Consider the following 25,506-nt stretch of genomic DNA (forward strand, 5'->3'; position numbering starts at 1 on the left):
GCTCAACGTCAAACCTGAAACAAAGAAAACTCTAAATTAAAACAAATGAATATCCTAGATAAAATTATAGATGATAAAAAAAGAGAAGTCATTCTCAAAAAATCAATCATTCCGGTTTCACAATTAGAGGCCTCCATTTTTTTCGATAAAAAAACTATCTCATTAAGTGAAAGCTTAAGAAATAGCGCTACAGGAATTATTGCCGAACACAAACGCCGTTCGCCTTCAAAGTCAGTAATCAACCACGGTTTTACGGTGGAAGAAGTTGTAAAAGGATATGAAGACGCGGGAGCCTGCGGAATATCTGTTTTGACAGACGGGAAATATTTTGGAGGTTCATTAGACGATTTACTTTTGGCAAGAGCCTCGGTTAATGTTCCTTTACTTCGAAAAGAATTTATTGTAGATGAATACCAAATCCTCGAAGCCAAGGCCTACGGAGCCGATTTAATTTTACTAATCGCGGCAGTGTTAACACGAGAAGAGATTAAATCTTTATCGGAATTTGCAAAGAGTCTAGGTCTGGAAGTGCTATTGGAAGTACACAGTAAAGAAGAGTTAGAAAAATCAATTATGCCTACTTTGGATATGATTGGAGTGAACAATAGAAACCTGAAAACTTTTGAAGTAAGTTTAGATTTCAGCAAACAATTAGCTGCACAAATTCCGAATGAATTTGTAAAAGTTTCAGAAAGTGGTATTTCGTCAATCGAAGCGATAATGGAATTAAAACCCTATGGCTACAAAGGTTTTCTTATAGGCGAAAACTTCATGAAAACAGATAATGCTGGAAAAGCAGCAAAGGAATTTATTTCAAAATTATAATACCGAATAACCCTTTCAGAGTTCAAAACTCTGAAGGGGTTGAAATACCAACAATATGGAATCCATAAATATACAAGACGCAAAATATCCCAGGCCTTACAGAGGATTAGGAATCAAAATCTGCGGTATGAAGCACCCTGATAACATTCTCGAAGTAGCGGCACTCCTACCCGATTATATGGGTTTTATCTTTTGGGAAAAATCAGCTCGGTATTTTGACGGTGTGATTCCAGAGTTACCAAAATCCATAAAAAAAGTGGGGATTTTTGTCAATGAAACAGCAGCTATTATTTTCGAAAAAGTCTCAAAACATGACTTACAAGCCGTTCAATTACACGGTCACGAATCGGTTGCTTTTTGTGAAGAATTGCGCAAAATACTTCCAAAAGACATCGAAATCATTAAAGTATTTTCTGTTCAAGATGAATTTGACTTTAGCATTCTAGAGCCATTCGAAGCTGTTTGTGATTATTTCCTTTTTGATACCAAAGGGAAACTACCCGGTGGAAACGGAACTACTTTCGACTGGAAAGTATTAGAAAATTATCCGTCCACAAAGCCGTTTTTTCTAAGTGGCGGCATAGGACTCGAAGAATTAGAAGCAGTTAAAGAAATAATAAAAACGGAATTAGCTGTTTACGCTATTGATGTAAATAGTAAATTTGAAACAGCGCCGGGATTAAAAAATTTAAAATTAGTGACAGAGCTACGAGAAAACTTGCAGTTTTAAACCTTAAACCAAAAAATAATGTCATACCACGTAAACGAAAAAGGCTATTACGGTGAATTTGGAGGAGCCTACATTCCTGAAATGTTATATCCAAATGTTGAAGAATTACGCCAGCAGTATCTTAAAATAACTGCTGAACCTAGCTTTCAAGCTGAGTTTGATGCACTTTTAAAAGATTATGTAGGTCGTCCTACTCCACTTTATTTTGCAGAAAGATTATCTAAACAATACAAAACAAAAATCTACTTGAAAAGAGAAGATTTATGTCATACCGGAGCGCACAAGGTCAACAATACTATTGGCCAAATTTTATTAGCCAAACGACTAGGTAAAAACCGTATTATTGCTGAAACCGGTGCCGGTCAACACGGCGTGGCTACTGCAACTGTCTGTGCCTTGATGGGATTGCAATGTATCGTCTATATGGGCGAAATTGACATCGAGCGTCAGGCGCCAAATGTGGCAAGAATGAAAATGCTAGGAGCCGAAGTTCGCCCAGCGCTTTCAGGCTCTAGAACCTTAAAAGATGCTACAAACGAAGCCATTCGCGACTGGATTAATAATCCCGTGGATACCTATTACATTATTGGTTCTGTGGTAGGACCTCATCCTTATCCTGATATGGTAGCGCGCTTTCAAAGTGTCATTTCCCAAGAAATTAAAACGCAATTATTGGAAAAAGAAGGAAAGGAAAACCCTGATTATGTGATTGCTTGCGTAGGCGGTGGAAGCAACGCTGCCGGAGCTTATTACCACTTTCTGGATGATGAAGAAGTAAATATAATCGCAGTGGAAGCAGCAGGTCTCGGAGTGGATTCTGGGGAAAGTGCCGCCACTTCCGTACTAGGGAAAGTAGGTGTAATTCATGGTAGCAAAACCTTGTTGATGCAATCTAAAGACGGCCAAATTACCGAGCCGTATTCCATTTCAGCAGGATTGGATTATCCAGGTGTCGGACCTATGCACGCGCATTTGTATGCATCAGGAAGAGCACAATTTATCTCAATTACTGATGACCAAGCGATGCAGTGGGGACTCAAACTTTCGAACATGGAAGGAATTATTCCAGCGATAGAAAGTGCTCATGCCTTTGCCGTTCTGGACGAAATGAAATTCAAACCGGAGGATGTTGTTGTTATAAATCTATCAGGACGTGGTGATAAAGATTTAAATACATATATTGAATATTTTAAATTATAAATTGGGCTTGCCTGAATTTATTTCAGGGTCTGTGGAATTATTTTCTAGGTCGAAAGATTATATTTCAAGGTAAATGTTGAATAATTTTCAGTTTTTATACTAAATTTAATTCTGGGCTAGAGGGATCGCAAGATTTGCACGTTGCCAATTCCATACCTAAAGCAATCGAAATCAATAATATCTGATACAAAATAAGTAAAATACACAACAAAATGGAAAATTTATTTGCCTACGGTTCCTTAAGGGAAGAAGAAGTACAAAAAACTGTTTTTGGACGAATCCTTAAAGGCGTTCCAGAGAAATTATTGCGATATGCTGTAAGAGAAATACAAATTGAAGAAGAATTTGGAATAGAAAGCTACCCGATAATTACACCTACCGAAGATATAGCTGACTCTATTGATGGAATAGTATATGAAATAACCTATGAAGAACTCCAACTTTCGGATACCTACGAAGGGAATTCTTATACCCGTATTAAAGTTTCCCTGCAATCCAATCAAACGGTATGGGCTTATAGCGCCAAAATATAAACTAACAATAAAAAGCATGCATAACAGATTCAGAATCTGATAAAATAATAAAAATGAACAGAATAAATCAAAAATTACAGGCAGACAAAAAGATATTTTCAATCTATTTCTCAGCTGGATATCCTAACCTTAACGATACTGTACAAATCATTCAAGATTTAGAAAAAAACGGTGTTGATATGATCGAAATCGGATTACCGTTTTCTGATCCATTGGCCGATGGACCAACAATACAAGCTAGTTCGACTCAAGCATTGCATAATGGAATGACAACTCAAGTTTTGTTTGACCAACTAAAAGACATTCGCAAAATAGTTTCTATTCCACTTGTAATCATGGGCTACTTTAACCCCATGTTGCAATATGGACTGGAGAATTTCTGCAAGAAATGTGCAGAAATAGGTATCGATGGCTTAATCATTCCTGATCTTCCGGTCGATGTGTATGCCGATGAATACAAAGCTATTTTCGAAAAATATGGCATAATCAACGTATTCCTGATTACACCACAAACTTCTGACGAACGCATTCGTTTTATCGACAGTGTTTCTAATGGTTTTATCTATATGGTGAGCTCCGCAAGTGTTACCGGATCACAATCTGGTTTTGGAAGCACGCAAGAAGACTACTTTAAACGCATTGCCGACATGAATTTAAAGAATCCACAAGTAATAGGTTTTGGGATCAATAATGCAGAGACTTTTAAACAAGCGACACGCTTTGCCAAAGGAGCCATTATTGGTAGTGCTTTTGTTAGCCATCTAACCGAAAATGGAACAACTAAGATCGATGAGTTTGTAAAAGAGATTCTATAAAACAGTTGGTATTTATATAAGATAAGCGGCTTATAAATTTGATTTGAATGCCGCTTTTTTTTGACAATAACTGTATTTGAACTAAGATTGTGTTTTAATCTATGTTATACAGTAGTATCTTTATAAAAAAAACCGCACTATTTATAAAAATAATGCGGCTTCAATAAAGGTATTACAATAGCTTAATCAAACAACTCGTTTAACCAATGCTTTTTCTTGTGTTCCTTGTAATAACCCTGTTGAGGCTGACCTCCAAAAGACTGTTGATTGCTCTGGAAATTTCCTTGTGGCTCATTTACTGACCTTTCAATTATTTTATCAAGCTCACCACGATCTAACCATATTCCGCGACATTGCGGACAATAATCAATTTCAATTCCTTGTCTATCTGACATTACAAGCGGAACTTTACAACTAGGACAATTCATATTATTTATTTTTAGTTATTTAATAATTCATTCTTTTTTGGAATAATAACAGAAAGTAAAACAGAGATAATTAAGATACTTGCTATTACCATTAATGAATACACAATGGGTATTTTATAGAAATCAACAATTGTCATTTTTATACCTACAAACACTAATATTGCCGATAAACCATATTTTAAATAGTGAAAGTATTTTGTAATTCCGGCCAATGCGAAATACAACGCTCTTAAACCTAATATTGCAAAAACATTAGAGCTAAAAATAATAAACGTATCATTTGTAATTGCCATAATTGCCGGTATTGAATCGACTGCGAAAATCAAGTCTGTAAATTCCACCATTAGAAGCACTACAAATAGCGGTGTTGCAACGGTTTGACCATTTAATTTCACAAAGAATTTATCACCATGCTCTTCTTCTGTAACAGGAAATAATTTTTTAAATAACCGTACTAATGGATTCTTATCCGGTTCAATTTTTTCGTCTTGATGAAAAAGCATTTTAATACCTGTAAAAATTAATAAGGCACCGAAAATATAAATAATCCAATGAAACTTATTAATAAGAGCAACGCCTGCAAAAATAAAAACAGCGCGCATTACTAAAGCCCCTAAAATCCCCCAAAACAATACTTTGTGTTGAAACTTTGTATCAACATTAAAGTACGTAAACAGCATGATAAACACGAACAAATTATCAATACTTAATGACTTTTCTATAACATAGCCAGTTAAAAACTCAACTGCTTTCTGTTCACCCATAAAAATATAAATCCCATAATTAAAAATTAACGCCAGGGATATCCAAACACCACTCCAAATAAGGGCTTCTTTGATTTTTACTTCGTGTGATTTACGATGAAAAACACCTAAATCTAAAGCTAACATTGCTAGGACAAATCCTAAAAAACAAAACCATACAAAACCATCTATGACCATATATTTTTAAATTACATATTTAATTAAAACAAAACCACCAATCAATACAGCCGTAACTACAATAGCCAAAAGATTAAAATATTTTTCTATGAACAACTTAATGCGTGCTCCATATTTCCAAATTAACCAGGCAATAAGAAAAAAACGAGCTCCTCGACTTATAATAGATGCTAAAGCAAACATCATTATATTGATATTAAAAGCTCCTGCAGTAATGGTAAACACCTTGTAAGGAATTGGAGTAAAACCTGCAGTAAAAATTACCCAAAAATCCCATTCGACAAATAAACTTCTAATACTCTCATATAGCTCAACTGAAAACCCAGGAACTGAATCAAAAAAGAAATTAGCGAAAGCTGAAAATTCTCCAGTTGCTGTAAGCCAGCTGTAATTTCCTATTGAGTAGCCAATAAAAGCTCCTGAAACCGATCCTAAGGTGCAAAGAAGTGCGTACTTAAAAGCATTGCTTGAGTGACCTAAGGCCAAAGCAATTAATAAAATATCAGGTGGTATAGGGAAGAATATCGATTCTGCAAAAGCTAGAATGAAAAGAACACTTGCACCATATTTAGTTTGTGCCCAACTTAAAACCCAATCGTATAAATCTCGTAACCAATTCATTCTTTAAAATATTTGAAAAATTATAAATGCATAAATTACAAATCGCAGGTACCGGAATAATGCCACCAAAAGGTACTGTTTGAAATTATACTTTATGAGCCCGCATGCTAAACTAACGATGGAATGTGGTAAGGGTAACATTGCTCCAATAAAAACAAAAAAACCGCCCCACTTTCGCAAATTGACAATATGAATTGCGATCTTATTTTCGATGTGATTCTTAATTGCAGGTATTAAAAACAATCGGTTTCCTAAAAAATACGCGATAATACCACCTACATAAGACATTGTTGCCAAAACAAACAGAAACAACCATGGCGTTTCTGATTTTGAAGCCCAAGCAATGAATAGCTCTGGCGGCACTAAGCCCAACACCGTTTCTGAAAGGAGAAAGAAGGAGAAAATTATAGGGGGAGAATAGGTCGCGACAAGCGTATTAAGCAGCTCGTTAAAGTCTAACAAAAAGTATTCTAAAGCCAATAGAATTGTCACAAATACTACAATCACAATACCTCCTTTGACAGCAGTATCTTTCAAAAAAGAATAAAACTGTGTCATTTTATAATACCGGTTCAGTAATTGTAATCTTTTCATTCTCATCCGAAAATCAATCATTTTATTATTATCTACCATACCATCTTTTGCTTAAAAATTTGACATCTTCATCTACTACTCTTTACACAACATTTTGCAAAATGAAACTAATTATCCCCTCAATCAACGGAAAAACAAGTGCTATTATTCCAATAACTAGAGCGATCACAAAAATTAAAATACCAACTAAAACATACTTTAGTTTCTTGTTCTTTAATAAACTTTCAACAAGCATCATTGGATTAAAACTTGCATTACTCCGAGAGTAAGATTTCTTCTTGTAACTATCATTAGAGGAATAGCTTTGCATCACATTTTTTTTATGATGCTTACTTTTCTTATTTATAAAATCTTCAAAATCCATACTACTGTATTTTAGTTATATAACACAAATTTTTTCAACACTACGATACTGTAATGCAGCTATAGCGAATGAAAATTAATCAAGCACTAAAAAATAAATTAGAGTAAATTAACTAAGCTTTGGCGGTTGCCAAACAGGGAAATGAGGTCGAACGGACCTACTATTAAAATGAGATCGGTCAATATTTGTACTGTTTTCGACAATTGACGAAAATTCTACCGAACAAATAATTGGATCCTCTTCGTTTAATTCAAAATCAGCATCAAAACAATCAGAAATTGAAACGTCTTCGGAACTTAACTCTTTTAATGAGGAAGAATCACTTTGTTGAAAACAAATGTTATAGCAAAGCAACATCCCTACTAGGAGCACTATACAATTAACAAAATTTTTTCGACTAAGTTTCATGGCGCAAACTTAATTAAAAACAAATATATTTCAATTCCTGACGTAAATTATTTAGAGTAATTTAACAACAATGAACTTTATTCTGGAAACAAATGATAAAATCACTGCATAGCACACTGTCTGGTTTTACAATACCGCTATAACCTCATCTAATTATAACCAACAAATTCGCAAATTACAATCCTATTTAGGAACTCATAATTTGCGAATTTGTAGTATTATTAAATTATTTTTATTAGGAAACCGTTTCTGCTTCAACGGCAAATTCCATGGTATCTTCTGCTTCTACCTCTATTTCTGGTTTAGACGCTTTCAAAGCATTAAATTTTTCGATTTTTTCCAAATCCTCTTCTTCTCCAGAAAAATAAGGAAATACATCCATAATTGGAGATTCTGAAATTGCTGGAATAGTATATTCCCCCATAGTAGTTTTCATGATTCCAAGGGTATTGTCAAAAGCTTCCCTTACATCGTTTGCCTGTACTAAGAAATACATACTGCTCTTACGTTCTTTTCCGCTTTCTTCATCATAAGCCAGCAAAGATATTTTTGACTTAAACCAGCGATCACAATTTTCAAAAGGATGAATTTCTGCGTAATTCGCTACTTTTATATTCGTGATTTTAAACTCTTCACTGATATAAGCCGACATTTCTTCGGTAATTCTACTTTCGGCTTCCGTGTACGACAAAGCATCTACTAAGTAAGGTTCTGTCGTAATCTTTTGTCCGCCAGTTTCGTCTGTTTTTCTATATTTTATTTTGCATTCGTACCAAGTTGTGCTCATCTCTTTCTTTTTTAGGATGCCAAAGATAGATTTTAAAGAAAAAAAAATCGGTTATTCATAAAATAGATATTCACAATTTTTAGAGCGGCTTCTATTGTTTTTAATTCCAATGTTTTATACAATTTCATCACTATTTGAAGTAAGTTACAAAACCAAAATCGGTTCCTAAATAATAGTATAAAACATAAAATTTAATCTAAGTATAGAAATTTACTATAATATAAAAATTGATCTTAAACAACTGAATATGAACACCTAACACAATACACTCTACTTTTTTTATTTATGTTAATTTTATGTTAAATCTTAATTAAACAGCTGTTTAATTAAACAGTTGTTTAATTTTGTAGTCTATTTAAATTCTATGTGTGCTACTTTCGACTTTACCGAAAAACAAATACAAATTCTACTAGTGGCAGAAACCTTATTTGCCGACAAAGGATTTGAAGGAACTTCCATTCGAACTATCGCAAAAGAAGCCAAGATTAATATCGCTATGGTTTCTTATTATTTTGGCTCAAAAGAACGTTTGCTGGAATCGCTAATATTTTATAGAACCAAAGATTTAAAGATTGAAATAGAAAACTTGTTGGTTGAAGATCTAGAACCCATTGCTAAGATCAACAAGCTGATCGCCCTATACATCAATAGAATCAATTCTAATAAAGGGATTTTTAGAATTCTTCATTTTGAGATGGCCACCCAAAAAAAGGAACTAAATATAAAATCCTTTTACGACTTACGAAAAAGCAATTTAAAATCGCTTGAAGCCATTATCTCCGAAGGCCAGGATAAAGGTGTATTTAGAAAAGACATTTCGATTCCGCTTTTAACGCCTACGATTTTGGGTACCTTTTTTCATTTCTACATGAACAAGGAGTATTTCATGGATATACTACAGCTCCCTACTGAAGATTCATACAACAATTATATCACCGTCGACCTGACAAAACACATTCAACAAACAATAAAAGCACTTCTAATTTATGAAAGTTAGTCAATTCATGCTCTTTGGGATATTCTTCATCGGAATGTCGCCAATAGAAGCGCAAGAAAAAACGAGTTTAACTCTCGATGAAGCCATTCATTTGGCTTGGACCCAAAGCAACGAAGTTTCCTTGGCCAACACAAAAGTAGCCACTAAAAAATTCGAATTACAGTCGGTTAAAAACAAGCAGTATCCCGATTTGAAAATCTCAGGTCAATACCAGCGTCTAGCCCAAGCATCTATTAATCTAAAAATTAACAAAAGTACAACTGCTGAAGCCCTTCCTGTTGTAGACCAGTTAATGATAGGTCAAGTAAATGCTAGTCTTCCCTTATTTGCCGGTTTTAAAATTAAAAATAGCATTAAAGCCTATGATAATTTATATCAGGCCGAAACAGCTAGTGCGATGCAAACAAAGGAAGAAGTTGCCATGATGGTGGTTAATTATTATGCCAGTTTGTATAAAGCACAAAAAACAGTCGAGCTTTTAAAAGAAAACCAAAAAAGCGCGCAACAACGCGTCACTGATTTTCTAGAATTGGAAAAAAACGGAATCATTCCAAGAAATGATTTACTAAAATCACAACTTCAAGTTTCGAAAATCCAGCTATCACTAGACCAATCCATAAGCAATTTAAACATTGTCAATTTTGAGCTTGTCAGTTTATTGAAAATGGATCCAAAAACAAAATTAGAGGTTAAAGAAAGTGATTTTATTGACTTCCAAATGAATAATGTTCCAACTGATGATGCCCTGGCATTAGAAAACCGTAAAGATCTAGAAGCTATACGTTTGCAAGAAAAAGCAAGTTTAGCTCATGTTCAAATGTCAAAAAGTGGCTACTACCCTGCTATTTCAATTATTGGTGGTTACACAGCATTAGATTTAAAAAATGTTATTACTGTAGAAAATGCTATGAATATAGGGATTGGAGTATCTTATGATTTAAGTGGTATTCTAAAAAATGGAACAAATGTCAAAATAGCAGAAAGCAAAGCACTTGAAGTACAAAATCATCAAGCGATTTTAACTGATTACATTAAAACACAAGTCCAAAAAGCAATCGAAGATTACGATTTGGCACTCAAACAAGATCTCGTTTACAATGAAGCGGTGGAACAAGCATTAGAGAATTACAGAATTATAAAAGATAAATACGACAACGGCTTATCTGATACAAATGATCTTCTTGAAGCTGATGTGGAACAACTGGGTTCTACTATCAATAAAACACTAGCGCGAGCTAATGTTATTCAAAAATACTACGAATTGCTTTCAGTAAGCGGACAACTAAACCAAACTTTCAATCTTTCAAAAATATAATCGGCACCTACAATGACTAAGAAAAAGACAAATACCAAGTTTATCATCATAATCACTTCATTAGTATTACTAGGTGTTACTTATGGAACCTATAAATACGTTCATTCCCTTTCTCACGAAGGCACAGATGACGCACAGATTGAGAAAAACATGAACCCCATTATTCCAAGAGTATCCGGATATGTTAGCAAAGTGTTTATTAAAGACAATGATTTTGTAAAAAAGGGAGACACTTTATTTACGATTGACAAGAAAGATTACCAACTGAAAATTGATGAAGCAACAGCAAATTTGGCTGTAGCCGAAGGAAGCTTAGAGGTTACAAAAGCTGACATCGGTGGTCTTTTAGCGAGTATTTCTGTATCTGAAGCCAATGTAAAGTCGGCCGGCGGAAACATAGAAAGCGCAAAAATCAGATTAGATCGTGCTACTAGTGACTACAATAGGTATAATAATTTATATAAAAACCGTACAATTACTAAACAGCAATACGAGCAAGCTTTAGCAACTAAATTAGAAGCTGAAAATCAAGTTCGCATTTTGCAACAGCAAGAAAAAGCGAGTGCTTTTCAAAAATCGGTTATTGTAGCAAAATCTAAAGCCACTGACAAACAAACGGATGTGGCTGATGCCAATATCAAGCGGGCGAAAGCATTGCTTAACTCTGCAATTTTAAATTCGAGCTATACTGCAATCACTGCTGCAATTGACGGTCAAGTTTCTAAAATTGATATTCAACCGGGACAATTAGTGCAACCGGGACAATCTCTTTTTTATATAATTAATAATAATGAAGCCTGGGTTGTAGCTAATTTTAAAGAAACCCAATTAAACAAAATGATGGTTGGTCAAAAGGTAACTCTAAAAGTAGATGCATATCCTGATCATGATTTTAAGGGAACTGTAGTCTCTTTTTCGCCTGCAACTGGATCGCGTTTTTCTATATTACCTCCTGACAATGCTACTGGAAATTTTGTAAAAACGATTCAGCGTTTACCAGTAAAAATTAGTATTGATGCTGATAACGATATGGAGAAAATAAAATTATTACGTCCAGGAATGAATGTGGATGTTGACGTACATATAAAATAAAATGGTAACAGAACAAGGAGAAGACGATTTAGTCGAATACGGCTTTAGACGGGTTATTATTACAATTACGGCTGTACTCTGTGCGTTATTGGAAATTGTAGATACCACTATTGTCAATGTAGCGCTAACAAATATGAGAGGAAGCCTTGGCGCAACATTAACTGATGTGGCCTGGGTAATAACCGCTTATGCTATTGCAAATGTGATCATTATACCAATGACAAGCTGGCTATCACAGCAATTTGGAAGAAGGAATTACTTTGCTGTTTCCATAGTTATTTTTACCGTTGCTTCTTTTTTGTGTGGTAATGCGACTAATATTTGGGAGCTAGTAGCTTTCCGATTTATTCAAGGTCTCGGTGGAGGTGCTTTGCTGGTAACTGCACAAACCATTATTACTGAAAGTTATCCGATTGCAAAAAGAGGAATGGCACAAGCCATTTATGGAATGGGTGTCATTGTAGGTCCCACTTTAGGACCGCCATTAGGTGGCTATCTTGTGGATCATTTTTCATGGCCTTACATTTTCTACATCAATATTCCATTAGGTATTATTGCCACACTTTTGACTTTAACATTTGTAAGAAGTCCAAAATACGGAGAAAAACTAAAGTCGCATCAAGTCGATTGGGCTGGAATCATTCTATTAGCAGCTTTCATTGGTTCATTACAATTTGTATTGGAACATGGACAACAAGACGACTGGTTCAACAACAACTTAATTGTATTATTGAGTGTCGTTTCTCTTTTTGGGTTAATTCTATTTATCTGGAGACAATTAACTTATAAGTATCCTATAGTTAACTTAAGCGTTCTAAAAGACGGGAATTTGAGAATTGGTACTCTAATGGCATTCATTTTAGGTTTTGGTTTGTATGGTTCCACATTAATTATTCCCATATATACACAGTCCGTATTAGGATGGACCGCTACTGATGCTGGTTTATTGCTGATTCCTGGTTCGATAACTACAGCTTTCATGATGCCTATAATTGGTAAACTGATTCAAAAAGGAGTTCCTCAGGGATACATGATTGGACTTGGCTTTTTAGTATTCTTTTTATTTACCTTAATGATGCACAATAAAATGACACCAGATACTGGTGAAGAACACATGTTCTGGGCATTAATTTTAAGAGGAGTTGGTTTAGGATTACTTTTTGTTCCTATCACTACTTTATCACTATCTACTTTATCAGGAAAAAATATTGGTGAAGGAGCTGCGTTTACCGGTATGATGAGACAATTAGGTGGTTCTTTTGGTATTGCCATAATAACCACTTTTATCACCCGATTCAGTCAGGAACACCGCGTGAATTTAGTTGCCCATTTAGATGGAACTAAATTTGAAGTACAACAGCGACTACTGCTTTTACAAAAAGGGTTTATGTCTAAAGGTTTTACTGCCAATGAATCTATGAAAAAAGCATATCAGGCAATTGATTATTCCGTTCTAAAACAAAGTACTGTTTTATCTTATATGGATATTTTTATGTATTTGGGACTTCTATTTCTCTGTTGTATTCCAATTATTTTCTTCATCAAGAAAGGGAAAAACAAGATCAATCCAGCAGATGCCATGCATTAAAACACAAAAAACTCCGATTCTCAACGTCGGAGTTTTTTTTATTGCTTAAACTAAGATTATCTGGTAAATACTAAATGATTCCCTTTTGAAAGCGTGGCGTCAAATTGATAGCCATCATAATTAAATCCTTTCAAATCGTCAATCGTTTTTGCTTCGGTATCGATGATGTAACGCACCATCATTCCTCTAGCTTTCTTAGCAAAAAAACTGATTATTTTAAGCTTTCCATCTTTATAATCCTTAAAATCAGGAGTGATTACTGGGACTTTCAAAGCTTTAGCATCTACGGCCGAAAAATATTCATTACTTGCTAGGTTAACAAACAACTCGTCTTCTTCCAATTCTTTGTTTAGCGCTTTTGTAACTTTCGATTTCCAAAATTCGTATAAATTTTTATCGTCGCCAATAGGCAACTTTGTACCCATTTCTAATCTATAGGCCTGAATTAAATCCAAGGGTTTAAGTATTCCATATAAACCTGATAATATTCGTAAGCTATGTTGTAAGTTTTCTAATTTTTCTGTGGGGATTGAATATGCATCTAATCCAGTATATACATCTCCGTCAAATGCATAAACAGCAGGACGAGCATTCTCAGCGGTAAAAGGAGTTTTCCAGTCTTGATTGCGTTGCCAGTTCAAGTCGGCTAATTTTGTCGAAATATGCATTAACTCAGAAAGGTCATTTGGGGATTGTTGTTTCAATACTTTCTGGATTTGTCGTGATTCTTTTAAGAATTCAGATTCCGTATATTTTGAAGTTGGTAATGCTGTTTCGAAGTTTAAAGATTTGGCTGGCGATATAACAATTTTCATAAATAATCCTGTTTCAGGTTCTTTTTTTAATACAAAATCAAAAGTACTACTTGAAAAACAATAAACTGATAAATCCACATCAATTTGTTTAATACTGATATAGAAAATAGAAATGTGATCCATTAATTACTGTCTAAATCTCGATTTTTATACCCATTTAATTTTCAAGGGTATAGCATTCGAAAAATAAATAATTTATTGACTTTTATTAGCATAACTTTTCGAAAAAAAAACGCTGTATTTTTATAAAAAGAAAGGGCAATAAATAATAAAAACCGCAGTAAACCAGCGTGTAAATTAATCTTAAAAACTAATTAGCGTTCCTTGTTTCAATAATAATATCAATTTCTAGGAGGAGATTAGTAACAATTTATCTATTTTTGTGAATCTTAAAATAATAACCAAAACGGGAATAATTCCTGTTATTCGATAAAAGAATACAGCATACAAAAATGAAAAAAACAATAAAACGCATTTACAATTCAGATTTATTCAATGAATTTTTTGAGAATGAAAAATCAACCGGACTTATACTTATCGCCTGTACCCTATTTTCATTGGTTATGGCTAATTCAATCTTCGGTTCACAATACATTCACACCTGGCACATGGATCTGGGAGGACAGAGTGTAGAATACTGGATTAATGACGGTTTAATGACCATCTTCTTTTTACTAATTGGTTTAGAATTAGAAAGAGAAATCTATAAAGGGGAATTGTCAAACATAAAAGACGCTTTATTTCCCATATTTGCTGCCTTAGGAGGAATGTTAGTTCCTGCAGGACTGTATCTTTTACTAAACCACGGAACTATTGCACAAGCTGGAGCTGGTATCCCTATGGCAACCGACATTGCTTTTGCATTAGGAATCTTATCACTATTAGGAAATCGAGTACCATTAAGTTTAAAAATATTCTTAACAGCACTTGCTGTAATAGACGATTTAGGAGCTATTTTAGTTATTGCCGTTTTTTACACTAAAACCATTCTTTGGGCAAATCTATTTTATGCTTTAGGTACCATGCTAATTTTATTTGTGCTTAACCGTATGAAAGTTAAAAGTCTTATTCCATACCTTATTGGTGGAGTAATCATGTGGTGGTTTATGCTAAATTCAGGAATTCACGCTACCGTTACCGGAGTATTATTAGCGTTTGTTATTCCTTTTGGAAATGGAGAGAAAAATTCTACCTCATACATTTTACAACACTTTCTTCACAAACCAGTTGGTTTTTTAATACTTCCACTCTTTGCTTTAGCCAATACTGCAATTGTAGTTAGTTCAGACATAGGAGCAACGATTGCGCAACATTACAGTATCGGTATCGCTTTAGGATTAATAGTAGGAAAACCATTAGGTATTTTTCTGTTTTGTCTTCTAGCTGTTGGACTAGGAATTTGTAAACTTCCGAAGGGCTTAACATGGAAAACGATCATAGGTGTAGGATTTTTAGGAGGTATTGGATTTACAATGTCTATTTTCATTACCTTGCTTGCTTTCGATGACCAAACCATTATTAGCAACGCCAAATTCATTATTTTACTTTCGTCTTTAGTTGCGGGCTTATTAGGCTTCATGTTTTTGAAAAACACATTAAAAGAAAGTATTGATGAGAACAGTATTAAATAACATTTTCACCTACATTAACCTTAGTAAGGGCGAGGAAGAAAAAACGAAAGTATTGGATTTTGTAAAATCTAGTATTTCCTTTAGAGGGGCAAATTTGTGGATTTTAGCCTGCGCCATTGTTGTGGCATCGGTTGGGCTAAATGTAAATTCTACTGCAGTAATCATTGGTGCGATGTTAATATCTCCATTAATGGGTCCTATTATTGGAGCCGGTTTTGGACTAGGTATTTACGATTTCGATTTATTGAAAAAATCACTAAAAAATCTGTTGATTGCAACCATCGTAGGGTTAGTAGTATCTACCATCTATTTTTATATTAGCCCATTTAAAGAAGCCCAACCTGAATTACTATCCAGAACTGCACCCAATATTTATGATATCCTTATTGCCTTCTTTGGTGGTTTAGTTGGCGCCATTGCAATAACAAGAGTAGAAAAAGGAAACCCAATTCCGGGTGTGGCGATTGCAACAGCACTTATGCCACCACTTTGTACTGCAGGATATGGATTAGCAATGGGGAGTTATAAATTCTTTTTTGGTGCGATCTACTTGTATTCTATCAACTGTGTTTTTATTTGTATTTCGACTTTTTTCATTGTGAAATATTTAGATTATCCTACGAAAAAACAACTAGATGAGAAATTACAAAAACGAGTAAAATACATAATAACAGGTTTAATCATAGTATTAATACTGCCAAGTATCTATTTTGCTTATCAATTAATCGAAGAAAAAAAATACCAACAGCAGATTGATCTCTTTATTCATAATGAGTTTACCAATAAAGGCATTACGGTTGTTTATAAGAAAACCAAATTCATTGAGAAACCAAAAAAACTTGAACTTGGATTTCTTTCGAAAAGGTACCAGCCAGACGAAATTAAGAAGCTAAACCAAAGTCTTAAAGAGTATGAAATTAAAGACACCAAGCTTATTGTAATTCAGGACACAACCGACTTAAAGAGCGATATTCTGAACGAAATCAACTTTAACAAGTCAAAATTAAGTCAAAAGGATGTTTCGATTTTAAACCTAAAAAAACAACTGGCTGCAAATACTTATGACAACAAAGCCTTACTGGCTGAAATAAAAATTTTATTTCCTGAGGTAGATAACATTTCAATGTCCAATCATACTTTTAATGAAAATTCAGACAGTACTACTACGGTGCCTGTACTAATTTACACTAGTAAAGCACCACTAGAAAACGAATATACAAAGAAAATGACTTTATGGCTACAACAACGATTAGCTAAAAAAGATATTGAACTATACAGAAGACCTCTTAAAGCCTTCAAAAAAATGCAGCCAAAAAAGGTAGTACAAAAATAGTTTTTCTAAACATATGCATAAAAATTCTGCTCTTAAGCAGACTTTTTATGCAATTATATTGACTTGTTTAGTTCCTACAATCCACACGCTTCGCGCAATCTTTTATTTGATTTTTTTTATCAGTTTATTGCTGTTTTTAAAACTGAATCTCAAGGTCATAATTAGTCGACTTCCTAAATAAAAAAACTACCAATCGAAACACTTCTTGACCACATTTTTTTTTATGTGAGAATATATTTATTTAATGAGATCCATTAATTTAGTCCTTACTACGAATTCCGCTCTTTATCGTCTTTATCAGGCATTTACCGATTAGTTAATTATTTTAACTCTTTATTATCTAAATTTAGATGGTATAATCCTCTAATAAAATAAAAAATGAGTAAACCTTTACTTTGGTATTTTAGAAGACATTCTTTATTATATAAGATACGTTTCAAAATGGTTTCTAGGAAAGCATCTGTGAATCGTATTGAAAATTTTTGTTACAATACTATAAACCCAAAGTATGACATTCCGCCCATTTATTTTCAATTGAACAGTATGATTTTGCCGAAATCAAAGACAGAACTAAGTGATCTTAAGAAAGCAAAAAAGATAGCAAAATGGCTTCGAAACCATATTAAAGGAGGTCCAGGACTTGGAAAATCATCCAATAATGCACTTCGTAAAATGTTAAGAGGGGAAGGCGGTGTCTGTAGTGATTTCTCGCAGATCTATAATAATTTTTGCGTCATCAACGATTTAAAAGTTAAAGAGTGGGGCATTAAAGTGACAACCACTAACAAAGCGGCCCGCGGTGGGCATTCGTTTAACGAAGTATACTCAAAGGAATTTCGGAAGTGGATTCTAATCGACGTATCCAAATCTATATTTTTTTACCATACCAATTCTAAAGTACCTTTATCTGTTTTTGAACTTCTGGAATTGAAAAAAGAAAATAAAGAAATCCACTATTATGAATTCAATAAAAAAGTTATTGTTGATAAGCAATATGTAGAAGATCTCTATCTAGTGCCAAACTCATTTCCGTTTCTGATTACTAATTATTGTAATAAAACCTATGATTACTTTTTAGACAAATTCAGTTTTCTGCCGGAATCGATAATACATGGCCTGGTCTATCTCACTGGTAAAAGCTATAGTTTTGAGTTTCCTTCCAAGGAATATAAAGTCGCAGTCCCGTTCGTCTCCCCAATACCTAGAAAGATACTTGAAAGGTATCCTGTGAATTCAATATAAAAAAAGTCTGCTCGAGAGCAGACTTTTTTATGTATGTGTGTGTAATTTGATTTATTTAAGATTTAGGATCTAAAATCAAAGAAATTCTTTCAATACAATCAGCATAATGGTATTTCGTTTCTGTAGTAGCAGCACTATTTCTTGCTGTTGCTAATACTGATTTTAAAGCCGTTAATTCTCCTCTTACTAATGCCCTAACGTCAGATTGTGCTACATTATAAAATTCGCCAGAGCGGCTAGGTTTTATTTCTTCCTTCATCAAGTATTCCATTCTTTCAATATAAGCACGTTGTAAGTTTCGGCGATAAATAGTAACTGGAGTAGCAGCACTAGCTTCTTTCCAGATTCCTTTACGTAGCTCACTTAATAAATTTAAAGCACTGTAATTAGTAGCGCCTAGAATTTCAGCATCCATCAATCGACCGATACGTTCAAAACTCAAAACACTATTCAGATGTCTAGCCTGTAAATTTCTAAAACGCTCTGTATAACCAGCGTAATCGATATTTTTAAGCGTTTTTAGATTTACTAACCAAGTAGGCGAAGTAAAAGCATTTGCTTGCAACCATTTCATCGCTTCTTGCTGTTGTGCTTTGGGTGTTACCGTATAAACAACTCCGGTTTGAATTGGTTTTTTAGTGTCTTCATATACACCTCCTACATTGGTTACAACGTGACCAACATAGCGACTCCACACACTTAAAAGTTCGTCATACAATTCACTTAAGTCTTCATAATTATTAGTCACATCACTAGTCCATTCTGATAAATGTGCCGCAACATATTCTAGATTTTTAAGTCCGTAGCTACTGGCTCTCATCGAATTATTTCCAATATCTTCTGTTTGTGAACTTGGATCAAAACTACTGCTTTGCTTCCCAAACTTATACATTGGGTCGCCCGCTTTTTCAAGAATCCATTTGTCTAATGTAGCAACTTCTGATTCTGGAGAAACCGAGTTTGGAATTACTCTATACCCCCAGTTTAGTGCATAGTGATCATAAGGTCCCATTTGACGAATGAAACGAACTCCTTTATCGCCAGGCTGAGCGATATAATTAAAACGAGCATAATCCATTAAACTCGCTGCAATTCCGTTTTTTTGTGTAAAAGCACCATCTCGATAACTCTCTGTATCATAAGCGCAACTCGCTCCCATATTGTGTGGAAAACCAAGCGCATGTCCCACCTCATGAGCAATAACAAATCGCATCATCTCTCCCATTTCCTCATCACTGGTGTTTAAAGTTCTTGCAGAAGGATTTGCAGCGCCTGTTTCTAACAAATAGCGGTTGCGATACGAACGCAGGTGGTTGTGGTACCAGATAACATCACTCTCGATTATTTCTCCCGTTCGTGGATCAGAAACACTAGGACCAACTGCATTACGAGTCGTACTAGCAACATAACGAATTACCGAATAACGTATATCCTCTGGACTAAACTCAGGATCTTCTTCCTTTGTGGGAGCATCCTTTGCAATAATCGCATTTTTAAAACCTGCGGTCTCAAATGGTTTTTGCCATTCCTCAATTCCTTGTCTAATGTACTTACGCAACTTTTCTGGCGTAGCCGGATCTATGTAATACACGATTGGTTTAATAGGTTCTACGAGTTCACCTTTGGCGTAAGCCACAGGATCTTTCGGCTCTAATCTCCATCTGCGGATGTAAGTCTTTTGATCCGACTTTAATTCCTCACTACCATAATCGTACTGACTCATTGTAAACCAACCTACTCTTGGATCAGCAAGACGGGGCTGCATCAATTTTTCAGGTAGCAAAATCATCGATTGATTCATCTGCATGCTTATCGTCTCTGTATCTTCCTGCACTGGCGGCTTACTCGCATTATAGGTAAAATCCTGAATTACCTCGATATTCATTGGAAAAGTCTTCATCGTAGTGATAAAACTACGAGAATCATCCATGCCTTTTACCTTGTACGTCTCTCTCATACTAGCAGATAATCCGCTGATAGCCTTAACATCAGTTCCGTAAAATTTAGTTACATCGATAACGGTATTAGCAGAGTCTTTGCTGAAAGCAGCAATATCAAATGCAAATAAGGTCGGTTCGTAATTATTGTTTTTCACTGAAATACTAATAGGTAAACTATCATTGGCAACTGCATTATAGGACTTTAATTTGATTAGAATCTTATCTTGAAAACGCTGCCAAACGATCAATTGCTCATTAGTTTCTGAACCTGCATTTACATAACCACCTCCAAGATTAGATGGTAATTTAGATATCCTACTTACAAGAAGCATGTCTTTATCTAATAAGCGATTGGGAATCTCGAAATAATATTTTTTATCTACTTTATGAACTTTAAACAAACCATCATCAGTGATGGCGCCCTTAGTAATTACCTTATCATAGTCCTTAATAGTAACTTCAGGCTTTTTTTCGGGCGGAGTAACTGCTTCCGTTTTTTTGTTTTTCTTACGCTTCGATTGCGCAAATTGAGTATTTGGAGCCAACATAAAGGCGGCCAAAGTGGTCAAAATGAATAATTTCTTCATTTGTAGGTTGTTAATTGATTAATCAAGCTCAAAAATAATTTTAACCCCATCCTTTCTCGTTTTTATCTAATATTTTAACTTATAATTAACAATTGTTATGATTTTTTGGGCATGCCCCTATGGGTCGGGTTTTCTGTTACAATCTCTCTTATCACGTCTAGTACCAAAAACAACATAATACAAGAGAGGATTTTCACGACAACCCCTCACGCAAGGCAAAGTCAATCACAGCACGTATGCTAAACAAAAAGACAACAGCATGTAAAATATCCGTAAATCCACCGCAATTAAAAATCGTTTTATTTTTACTTTAGCCAAAAACAATTCAAAACATTTTCCGACCTTGTCATTCCTTAAAATAGCATAGCAACTAATGGATTTATTCAGCACTGAAATTGGAGAAAATAAAAACCTGCTCCCGAAAGATGGCGTCGTAAACTATTACGGCCATATTATGACTGTGCAGCAAGCCAACTTCTACCTGAAGAATTTACTGGAAACCATCGCTTGGAAAAACGACGAAGCTATAATTTTTGGCAAACTCATTATTACAAAAAGAAAAGTCGCCTGGTACGGAAATACAAATTTTAACTACACTTATTCTAATACAACGAAGCACGCCTTAATCTGGACTCCGGAATTACTAGATTTAAAAGCAATGGTGGAAGAAAAAACCGGCGAAACTTACAATTCCTGCCTGCTTAATTTATACCATAACGGCAGCGAAGGCATGGCTTGGCACAGTGACGGCGAAAAAGATTTAAAGAAAAACGGTGCGATTGCTTCACTAAGCTTTGGTGCTGAACGAAAATTTGCCTTTAAACACAAAGAAACTAAAGAAACCGTATCGCAAATCTTAGCCCACGGAAGCCTACTGGTTATGAAAGGCGAAACCCAAACCCACTGGCTGCACCGCCTCCCTCCCACTACACGTGTTACTACGCCTAGAGTGAATCTTACTTTTAGAACAATTGATTTGAAGTAAGATTTTATACTTTAAAAAAGTATTTAAGATATCATTAAAAGTAGGTATTGTCTTATTCGAATTTAAAGTGTTTCTTTACTACTATCTATATACCCTAAAAAAAACGGCTTTTTAATGTTCGATAATAGCTTTTATTTTTAAGAAACAATATTAGACCTAAACAACCACTAAAAAAACCAACTATGAAAAGTGAATGGGCCACAAACTACGAAGGATCTGAAATAAAAGTAACCAATAGCTGGTTCTCTGGCGAAAAACTTTTTGTAAATAATGAATTGCAGGACGAGCAATTAAACTTCATTACACCAAGCCAAATGACTGGAAAACTAATAGCTAAAAATGGAGAACAAATGGATATTAAAACCAATCTCTCTGGTTTCTTTCGCGTGAGTTGCAGGATGTTTATTAATAACAAAAAAGTCGAATTGCAACAAATTAAGTAAAGGCGTTTTAGTTAAAAGCTCAATGTCTTGTCCTGAAATAGGTTTACACAAAGATTTAACAAAATGGAAGGGTTTTCTGAAAAATCATCATCAAAATGACATGATCGATATAGTGAAGAATTTAAAAGATTTGTTTATGAAGAATTTTTAAGAAGTTCTGCAACAAAACAAGAAATTGAAATTGAATATAGTATTGGAAAACCCAATAGCGCGGAAATCTTTTCCGTGCCCACAATAAAAGAAATATTAAATCAAACCGACCACCTAAATTAATCACGCAACCCAATCACATGACAACTTTTCCCGTACTAGCTTCCACATTATCAGAAAAAGATTTAGGTAAATTTATAATAGAAAAATACAACTTAAATAGCAGTTTTGAATGTAAATTATATAGAACTGGAGTAAATCACACTTATTTTATTTCAGACTCAGACAAAAAATATGTTGTTAGAGTTTACTGCTATAATTGGAGAAGCAAAACAGAAATAATAGAAGAATTGCAACTTTTAACGATACTTAAAAACAATAATCTTTCGATTTCATACCCAATTTCTGATAAAAATGATGAATTAATCCAGGAAATTAATGCTCCCGAAGGAGTTCGTTATGTTGTGCTTTTTTCATTTGCAAAAGGGGAAAAGACACGATTTATGACCAATGAGAATTGTTTTAAAGTTGGTTCGATTATAGCAAAGATTCATAATCTAACAGAAAACAAAAAAATCAATAGAATAAATTATACTTCTGAAATACTTTTAGAAAAATCTTATAATTATTTGAAACCCTTCTTTTCTGAAGATTTAAATGAAATGATTTTTTTGAAAGAAACAGGAATAGAAATAGAAAAAACCTTTGCAGAAACCAATTTAGCCGAAAATCAAAAAGGAATAGTTCATCTTGACATTTGGTATGATAATTTTAGCATAACTGCAGAAAATGAAATCACACTATTTGACTTTGATAATTGTGGAAATGGAAATCTTATTTTAGACATTGGCTATTTCTGCAAACAATTATTTTTTATCGAACAAGACAAAAAGCAATATGAATCTAAAGCCAAAAGCTTTATTGATGGCTACAAAAAATTTAGAAAATTATCAGATACAGAGATAAGTTTAATTCCAGAAGCTGGAGCATCAATTTTCATTTTCTATCTTGGCGTACAGGCTCAACGATTTGATTGGTCTAATATTTTTTTAACAGAAAACTATCTGAAAATGTTTGTTGGAAGAATAAAAAACTGGATTGATTATCATGAAAACAAAAAATTAACTGCGACTAAAAGCTAAGAACCTGATAGCACGGAAATCTGTGCCCACAATAAAAGAAATACTGAATCTAATCTCTCTAATAAGTTGCAACACTAGAGCAGGTAGAAAATAAGTTAGATCCAAAACATTGGTATTTAACTTCACAAATAAGCCCTCTCGATTGCTATCAAGAGGGCTTATTAGTTGTAAATTAGACTATTTAAGTAAGGCGGTTATTCTCCTTCTTCGGTTAAATTCGTTTTAGAATATCCTCTCCATTTCTCAATACAATCCTGAAAATCCTGAGGTAATTCAGTATCAAAACGCATCATCTCGCCCGTTGTAGGATGAACAAATCCAAGGGTTTTAGCATGTAAAGCTTGTCTTGGTAATATTTTGAAACAATTGTCAATAAACTGTTTGTATTTAGTAAACGTAGTTCCTTTCAAAATCAAATGACCGCCATAACGCTCGTCATTAAATAAAGTATGACCTATGTGCTTTAAATGAACGCGTATTTGATGCGTTCTTCCTGTTTCCAGTTGGCACGAAATCAAAGTCACATAACCAAAACGTTCCAAAACCTTGTAATGCGTTACCGCTGGCTTCCCTATTTCAGGATCAGCAAAAACGGCCATTTGCATGCGGTCTTTTACGTGACGTGCCACATTTCCTTCAATTGTACCTTCATCAGCCACAACATTTCCCCAAACTAAAGCTACATACTCTCTTTCAGAAGATTTGGCTTCAAATTGTTTGGCTAGATGCGACATCGCCGCTTCGGTTTTGGCAATCACTAATAATCCTGAAGTGTCTTTATCAATTCGGTGTACTAATCCTGGTCTTTCGCTGCTGTTCATTGGCAAATTATCAAAATGATAAGCCAAGGCATGCACTAAAGTTCCAGTATAATTTCCGTGTCCGGGATGAACTACCATTCCTGGCTGTTTGTTAATCAACAACAAGGTATCGTCTTCATAAACAATATCCAAAGGGATATTCTCTGGTATAATATGATTTTCATACGGTGGATGCGTCAACATCACACGCACCACATCAAAAGCTTTTACTTTATAATTCGACTTTACAATAGCGTCATTTACAAAAATATTCCCTTCAGTAGCTGCAGTTTGAATCTTGTTTCTGGTGGCATTTTGAATCAGACTCATCAAATATTTGTCAATTCGCAAAGGCGCTTGTCCTTTTGGAACTTCAAATTTAAAGTGTTCGTATAATTCTTCTTCTAAGTCAATCGACTCTACATTATTGTTCATTTGGCATTTCTTCTATTGGACTAGCAATACTATCCGTTACTGTATCTTCTTCATAACTTGCTTTTCCATCACCTAAAACCAGATCGATTTTAGAAGATTTCAAGACTTTATCCCCCGCTTGTATGTTCCTTCCTTTAAAACGCATTTCGAGCACCATGTCTTTTCCAAGATTTGGTATGTACGTTATTGTTCCCTCCTCTAGTCCTAAAGCTCTTAAGGTAGGTACCGCTTCGCGATACGTTCTATTTACTAAATCCGGGACTTTCACTGATGAAAAACCGGAACTATTAATTTTAATATAGACTTTCCTACCCACTTTTACTTTCTCTCCTGGCAATGGATCCTGCTGTACGACAGAGAACTTAGGATAATCACTTCTATAATTTACACTATCCAGTAATATATATTGAAGATCTAACGCATCCAGTTTTTCCTCGACTTGCTCCTCTGTTAATCGGCTTAAATTAGGAACTGTAATTTCATTTCCGTGATCAGTTGTAAAAGTCAACCAATGCATAAAGAGATATCCCAGAACGGCAATAATCAAAACGGCTAGAAATACTTGAACAAGAAAAACACGGCTGGTAAGATACTTACGTAAACTCATAAATTTATTTTTATAATACGACAAAGATATAGCATATTCGTTTCAAAAAAAATGATAATTTTGTTTAATAGTATTTAACGTCGGACTTTAGAGAAAGTGCGAAAACATTTCTATTTTTGATTAATAAGAAATGAAGCTACATTTAAGTTAGCGCAACA

Annotated in this window: 25 protein-coding genes; 15 read left to right on the forward strand and 10 right to left on the reverse strand. The window is 34.4% G+C overall.

Annotation, left to right across the window (positions count from 1 at the left end; all coding sequences use genetic code 11):
• Nucleotides 1-45: 45 nt before the first annotated feature.
• The 5 genes from trpC to trpA all read left to right on the forward strand — a co-directional run bounded on the left by trpC (nucleotide 46) and on the right by trpA (nucleotide 4,103).
• Entirely contained in the window at nucleotides 46-825 is a 780-nt protein-coding gene (gene trpC, locus E0F98_RS13500; protein WP_132112355.1) for an indole-3-glycerol phosphate synthase TrpC, read from the forward strand.
• Between the two features lie 55 nt (nucleotides 826-880).
• On the forward strand, nucleotides 881-1,555 hold the full coding sequence (locus tag E0F98_RS13505) for a phosphoribosylanthranilate isomerase (RefSeq protein ID WP_449404273.1): 675 nt from the start codon (nucleotides 881-883) through the stop codon (nucleotides 1,553-1,555).
• Between the two features lie 18 nt (nucleotides 1,556-1,573).
• Nucleotides 1,574-2,755 carry a tryptophan synthase subunit beta gene (gene trpB / locus E0F98_RS13510; RefSeq protein ID WP_132112357.1) on the forward strand — a complete coding sequence of 394 codons (1,182 nt, stop codon included), beginning with the start codon at nucleotides 1,574-1,576 and terminating at the stop codon, nucleotides 2,753-2,755.
• Between the two features lie 212 nt (nucleotides 2,756-2,967).
• Nucleotides 2,968-3,288 (forward strand): gamma-glutamylcyclotransferase family protein, encoded by a 321-nt coding sequence (locus E0F98_RS13515; RefSeq protein WP_132112359.1) that lies wholly within the window; start codon nucleotides 2,968-2,970, stop codon nucleotides 3,286-3,288.
• A gap of 53 nt (nucleotides 3,289-3,341) precedes the next feature.
• Nucleotides 3,342-4,103, forward strand: a complete 762-nt coding sequence (gene trpA, locus E0F98_RS13520) for a tryptophan synthase subunit alpha (RefSeq protein ID WP_132112361.1) — start codon at nucleotides 3,342-3,344, stop codon at nucleotides 4,101-4,103.
• Between the two features lie 182 nt (nucleotides 4,104-4,285).
• On the opposite strand, the gene E0F98_RS13525 is transcribed toward trpA, so the two are convergent.
• The 6 genes from E0F98_RS13525 to E0F98_RS13550 all read right to left on the reverse strand — a co-directional run bounded on the left by E0F98_RS13525 (nucleotide 4,286) and on the right by E0F98_RS13550 (nucleotide 8,246).
• A complete protein-coding gene (locus tag E0F98_RS13525; protein ID WP_132112363.1) occupies nucleotides 4,286-4,531 on the reverse strand; it encodes a TFIIB-type zinc ribbon-containing protein in 246 nt (81 codons plus the stop codon).
• Nucleotides 4,532-4,542: 11 nt separating this feature from the next.
• A complete protein-coding gene (locus E0F98_RS13530; RefSeq protein WP_132112365.1) occupies nucleotides 4,543-5,472 on the reverse strand; it encodes a TerC family protein in 930 nt (309 codons plus the stop codon).
• Nucleotides 5,473-5,478: 6 nt separating this feature from the next.
• The gene (locus E0F98_RS13535; RefSeq protein WP_132112367.1) at nucleotides 5,479-6,093 is read right to left on the reverse strand and encodes a YqaA family protein; all 615 of its coding nucleotides are present in this window, start codon (nucleotides 6,091-6,093) and stop codon (nucleotides 5,479-5,481) included.
• A gap of 3 nt (nucleotides 6,094-6,096) precedes the next feature.
• The gene (locus E0F98_RS13540; protein WP_207917107.1) at nucleotides 6,097-6,726 is read right to left on the reverse strand and encodes a YqaA family protein; all 630 of its coding nucleotides are present in this window, start codon (nucleotides 6,724-6,726) and stop codon (nucleotides 6,097-6,099) included.
• 43 nt (nucleotides 6,727-6,769) lie between these two features.
• Complete coding sequence (locus tag E0F98_RS13545; protein ID WP_132112369.1) at nucleotides 6,770-7,051, reverse strand: hypothetical protein; 282 nt, start codon at nucleotides 7,049-7,051, stop codon at nucleotides 6,770-6,772.
• Nucleotides 7,052-7,694: 643 nt separating this feature from the next.
• The gene (locus E0F98_RS13550; RefSeq protein WP_132112371.1) at nucleotides 7,695-8,246 is read right to left on the reverse strand and encodes a DUF4494 domain-containing protein; all 552 of its coding nucleotides are present in this window, start codon (nucleotides 8,244-8,246) and stop codon (nucleotides 7,695-7,697) included.
• A gap of 364 nt (nucleotides 8,247-8,610) precedes the next feature.
• Here E0F98_RS13550 and E0F98_RS13555 point away from each other — a divergent pair, with 364 nt between their 5' ends.
• Genes E0F98_RS13555 through E0F98_RS13570 form a run of 4 tightly spaced genes read left to right on the forward strand, consistent with a single transcriptional unit; the run spans nucleotide 8,611 to nucleotide 13,238 of the window.
• Entirely contained in the window at nucleotides 8,611-9,243 is a 633-nt protein-coding gene (locus E0F98_RS13555) for a TetR family transcriptional regulator (protein WP_132112467.1), read from the forward strand.
• Nucleotides 9,233-10,558 carry a TolC family protein gene (locus E0F98_RS13560; protein ID WP_132112373.1) on the forward strand — a complete coding sequence of 442 codons (1,326 nt, stop codon included), beginning with the start codon at nucleotides 9,233-9,235 and terminating at the stop codon, nucleotides 10,556-10,558. The genes E0F98_RS13555 and E0F98_RS13560 overlap by 11 nt, the downstream gene beginning before the upstream one ends.
• A gap of 12 nt (nucleotides 10,559-10,570) precedes the next feature.
• Entirely contained in the window at nucleotides 10,571-11,650 is a 1,080-nt protein-coding gene (locus E0F98_RS13565; protein WP_132112375.1) for an HlyD family secretion protein, read from the forward strand.
• A 1-nt stretch (nucleotide 11,651) separates the two neighbouring features.
• Complete coding sequence (locus tag E0F98_RS13570; protein ID WP_132112377.1) at nucleotides 11,652-13,238, forward strand: MDR family MFS transporter; 1,587 nt, start codon at nucleotides 11,652-11,654, stop codon at nucleotides 13,236-13,238.
• 56 nt (nucleotides 13,239-13,294) lie between these two features.
• Here E0F98_RS13570 and yaaA read toward each other — a convergent pair whose 3' ends face one another.
• The gene (gene yaaA, locus E0F98_RS13575) at nucleotides 13,295-14,053 is read right to left on the reverse strand and encodes a peroxide stress protein YaaA (RefSeq protein ID WP_132112469.1); all 759 of its coding nucleotides are present in this window, start codon (nucleotides 14,051-14,053) and stop codon (nucleotides 13,295-13,297) included.
• A gap of 452 nt (nucleotides 14,054-14,505) precedes the next feature.
• On the opposite strand from yaaA, the gene nhaA reads away from it, so the two are divergent.
• The 3 genes from nhaA to E0F98_RS13590 all read left to right on the forward strand — a co-directional run bounded on the left by nhaA (nucleotide 14,506) and on the right by E0F98_RS13590 (nucleotide 18,259).
• Complete coding sequence (gene nhaA, locus E0F98_RS13580) at nucleotides 14,506-15,684, forward strand: Na+/H+ antiporter NhaA (protein WP_243699248.1); 1,179 nt, start codon at nucleotides 14,506-14,508, stop codon at nucleotides 15,682-15,684.
• The gene (locus E0F98_RS13585; RefSeq protein WP_132112379.1) at nucleotides 15,665-17,017 is read left to right on the forward strand and encodes a TIGR00341 family protein; all 1,353 of its coding nucleotides are present in this window, start codon (nucleotides 15,665-15,667) and stop codon (nucleotides 17,015-17,017) included. The genes nhaA and E0F98_RS13585 overlap by 20 nt, the downstream gene beginning before the upstream one ends.
• Before the next feature lie 378 nt (nucleotides 17,018-17,395).
• On the forward strand, nucleotides 17,396-18,259 hold the full coding sequence (locus tag E0F98_RS13590) for a transglutaminase-like domain-containing protein (protein WP_243699249.1): 864 nt from the start codon (nucleotides 17,396-17,398) through the stop codon (nucleotides 18,257-18,259).
• Between the two features lie 55 nt (nucleotides 18,260-18,314).
• On the opposite strand, the gene E0F98_RS13595 is transcribed toward E0F98_RS13590, so the two are convergent.
• Entirely contained in the window at nucleotides 18,315-20,786 is a 2,472-nt protein-coding gene (locus tag E0F98_RS13595) for a zinc-dependent metalloprotease (RefSeq protein WP_132112381.1), read from the reverse strand.
• A 373-nt stretch (nucleotides 20,787-21,159) separates the two neighbouring features.
• Here E0F98_RS13595 and E0F98_RS13600 point away from each other — a divergent pair, with 373 nt between their 5' ends.
• The 3 genes from E0F98_RS13600 (at nucleotide 21,160) to E0F98_RS13610 (ending at nucleotide 23,506) form a co-directional block, all read left to right on the forward strand.
• On the forward strand, nucleotides 21,160-21,771 hold the full coding sequence (locus E0F98_RS13600) for an alpha-ketoglutarate-dependent dioxygenase AlkB family protein (RefSeq protein ID WP_132112383.1): 612 nt from the start codon (nucleotides 21,160-21,162) through the stop codon (nucleotides 21,769-21,771).
• 182 nt (nucleotides 21,772-21,953) lie between these two features.
• Nucleotides 21,954-22,214: a hypothetical protein gene (locus E0F98_RS13605; protein ID WP_132112385.1), complete on the forward strand. Its 261-nt coding sequence runs from the start codon at nucleotides 21,954-21,956 to the stop codon at nucleotides 22,212-22,214.
• 290 nt (nucleotides 22,215-22,504) lie between these two features.
• Nucleotides 22,505-23,506, forward strand: a complete 1,002-nt coding sequence (locus E0F98_RS13610; RefSeq protein WP_132112387.1) for a phosphotransferase — start codon at nucleotides 22,505-22,507, stop codon at nucleotides 23,504-23,506.
• A 194-nt stretch (nucleotides 23,507-23,700) separates the two neighbouring features.
• Here E0F98_RS13610 and E0F98_RS13615 read toward each other — a convergent pair whose 3' ends face one another.
• Together E0F98_RS13615 and E0F98_RS13620 are read right to left on the reverse strand one after the other, a co-directional pair.
• Nucleotides 23,701-24,741 (reverse strand): RluA family pseudouridine synthase, encoded by a 1,041-nt coding sequence (locus E0F98_RS13615; RefSeq protein ID WP_132112389.1) that lies wholly within the window; start codon nucleotides 24,739-24,741, stop codon nucleotides 23,701-23,703.
• Nucleotides 24,731-25,348 (reverse strand): PASTA domain-containing protein, encoded by a 618-nt coding sequence (locus tag E0F98_RS13620; protein ID WP_132112391.1) that lies wholly within the window; start codon nucleotides 25,346-25,348, stop codon nucleotides 24,731-24,733. The genes E0F98_RS13615 and E0F98_RS13620 overlap by 11 nt, the downstream gene beginning before the upstream one ends.
• Between the last annotated feature and the right edge of the window lie 158 nt (nucleotides 25,349-25,506).

It is taken from the genome of Flavobacterium hiemivividum, assembly GCF_004349145.1.
GTDB lineage: Bacteria > Bacteroidota > Bacteroidia > Flavobacteriales > Flavobacteriaceae > Flavobacterium > Flavobacterium hiemivividum.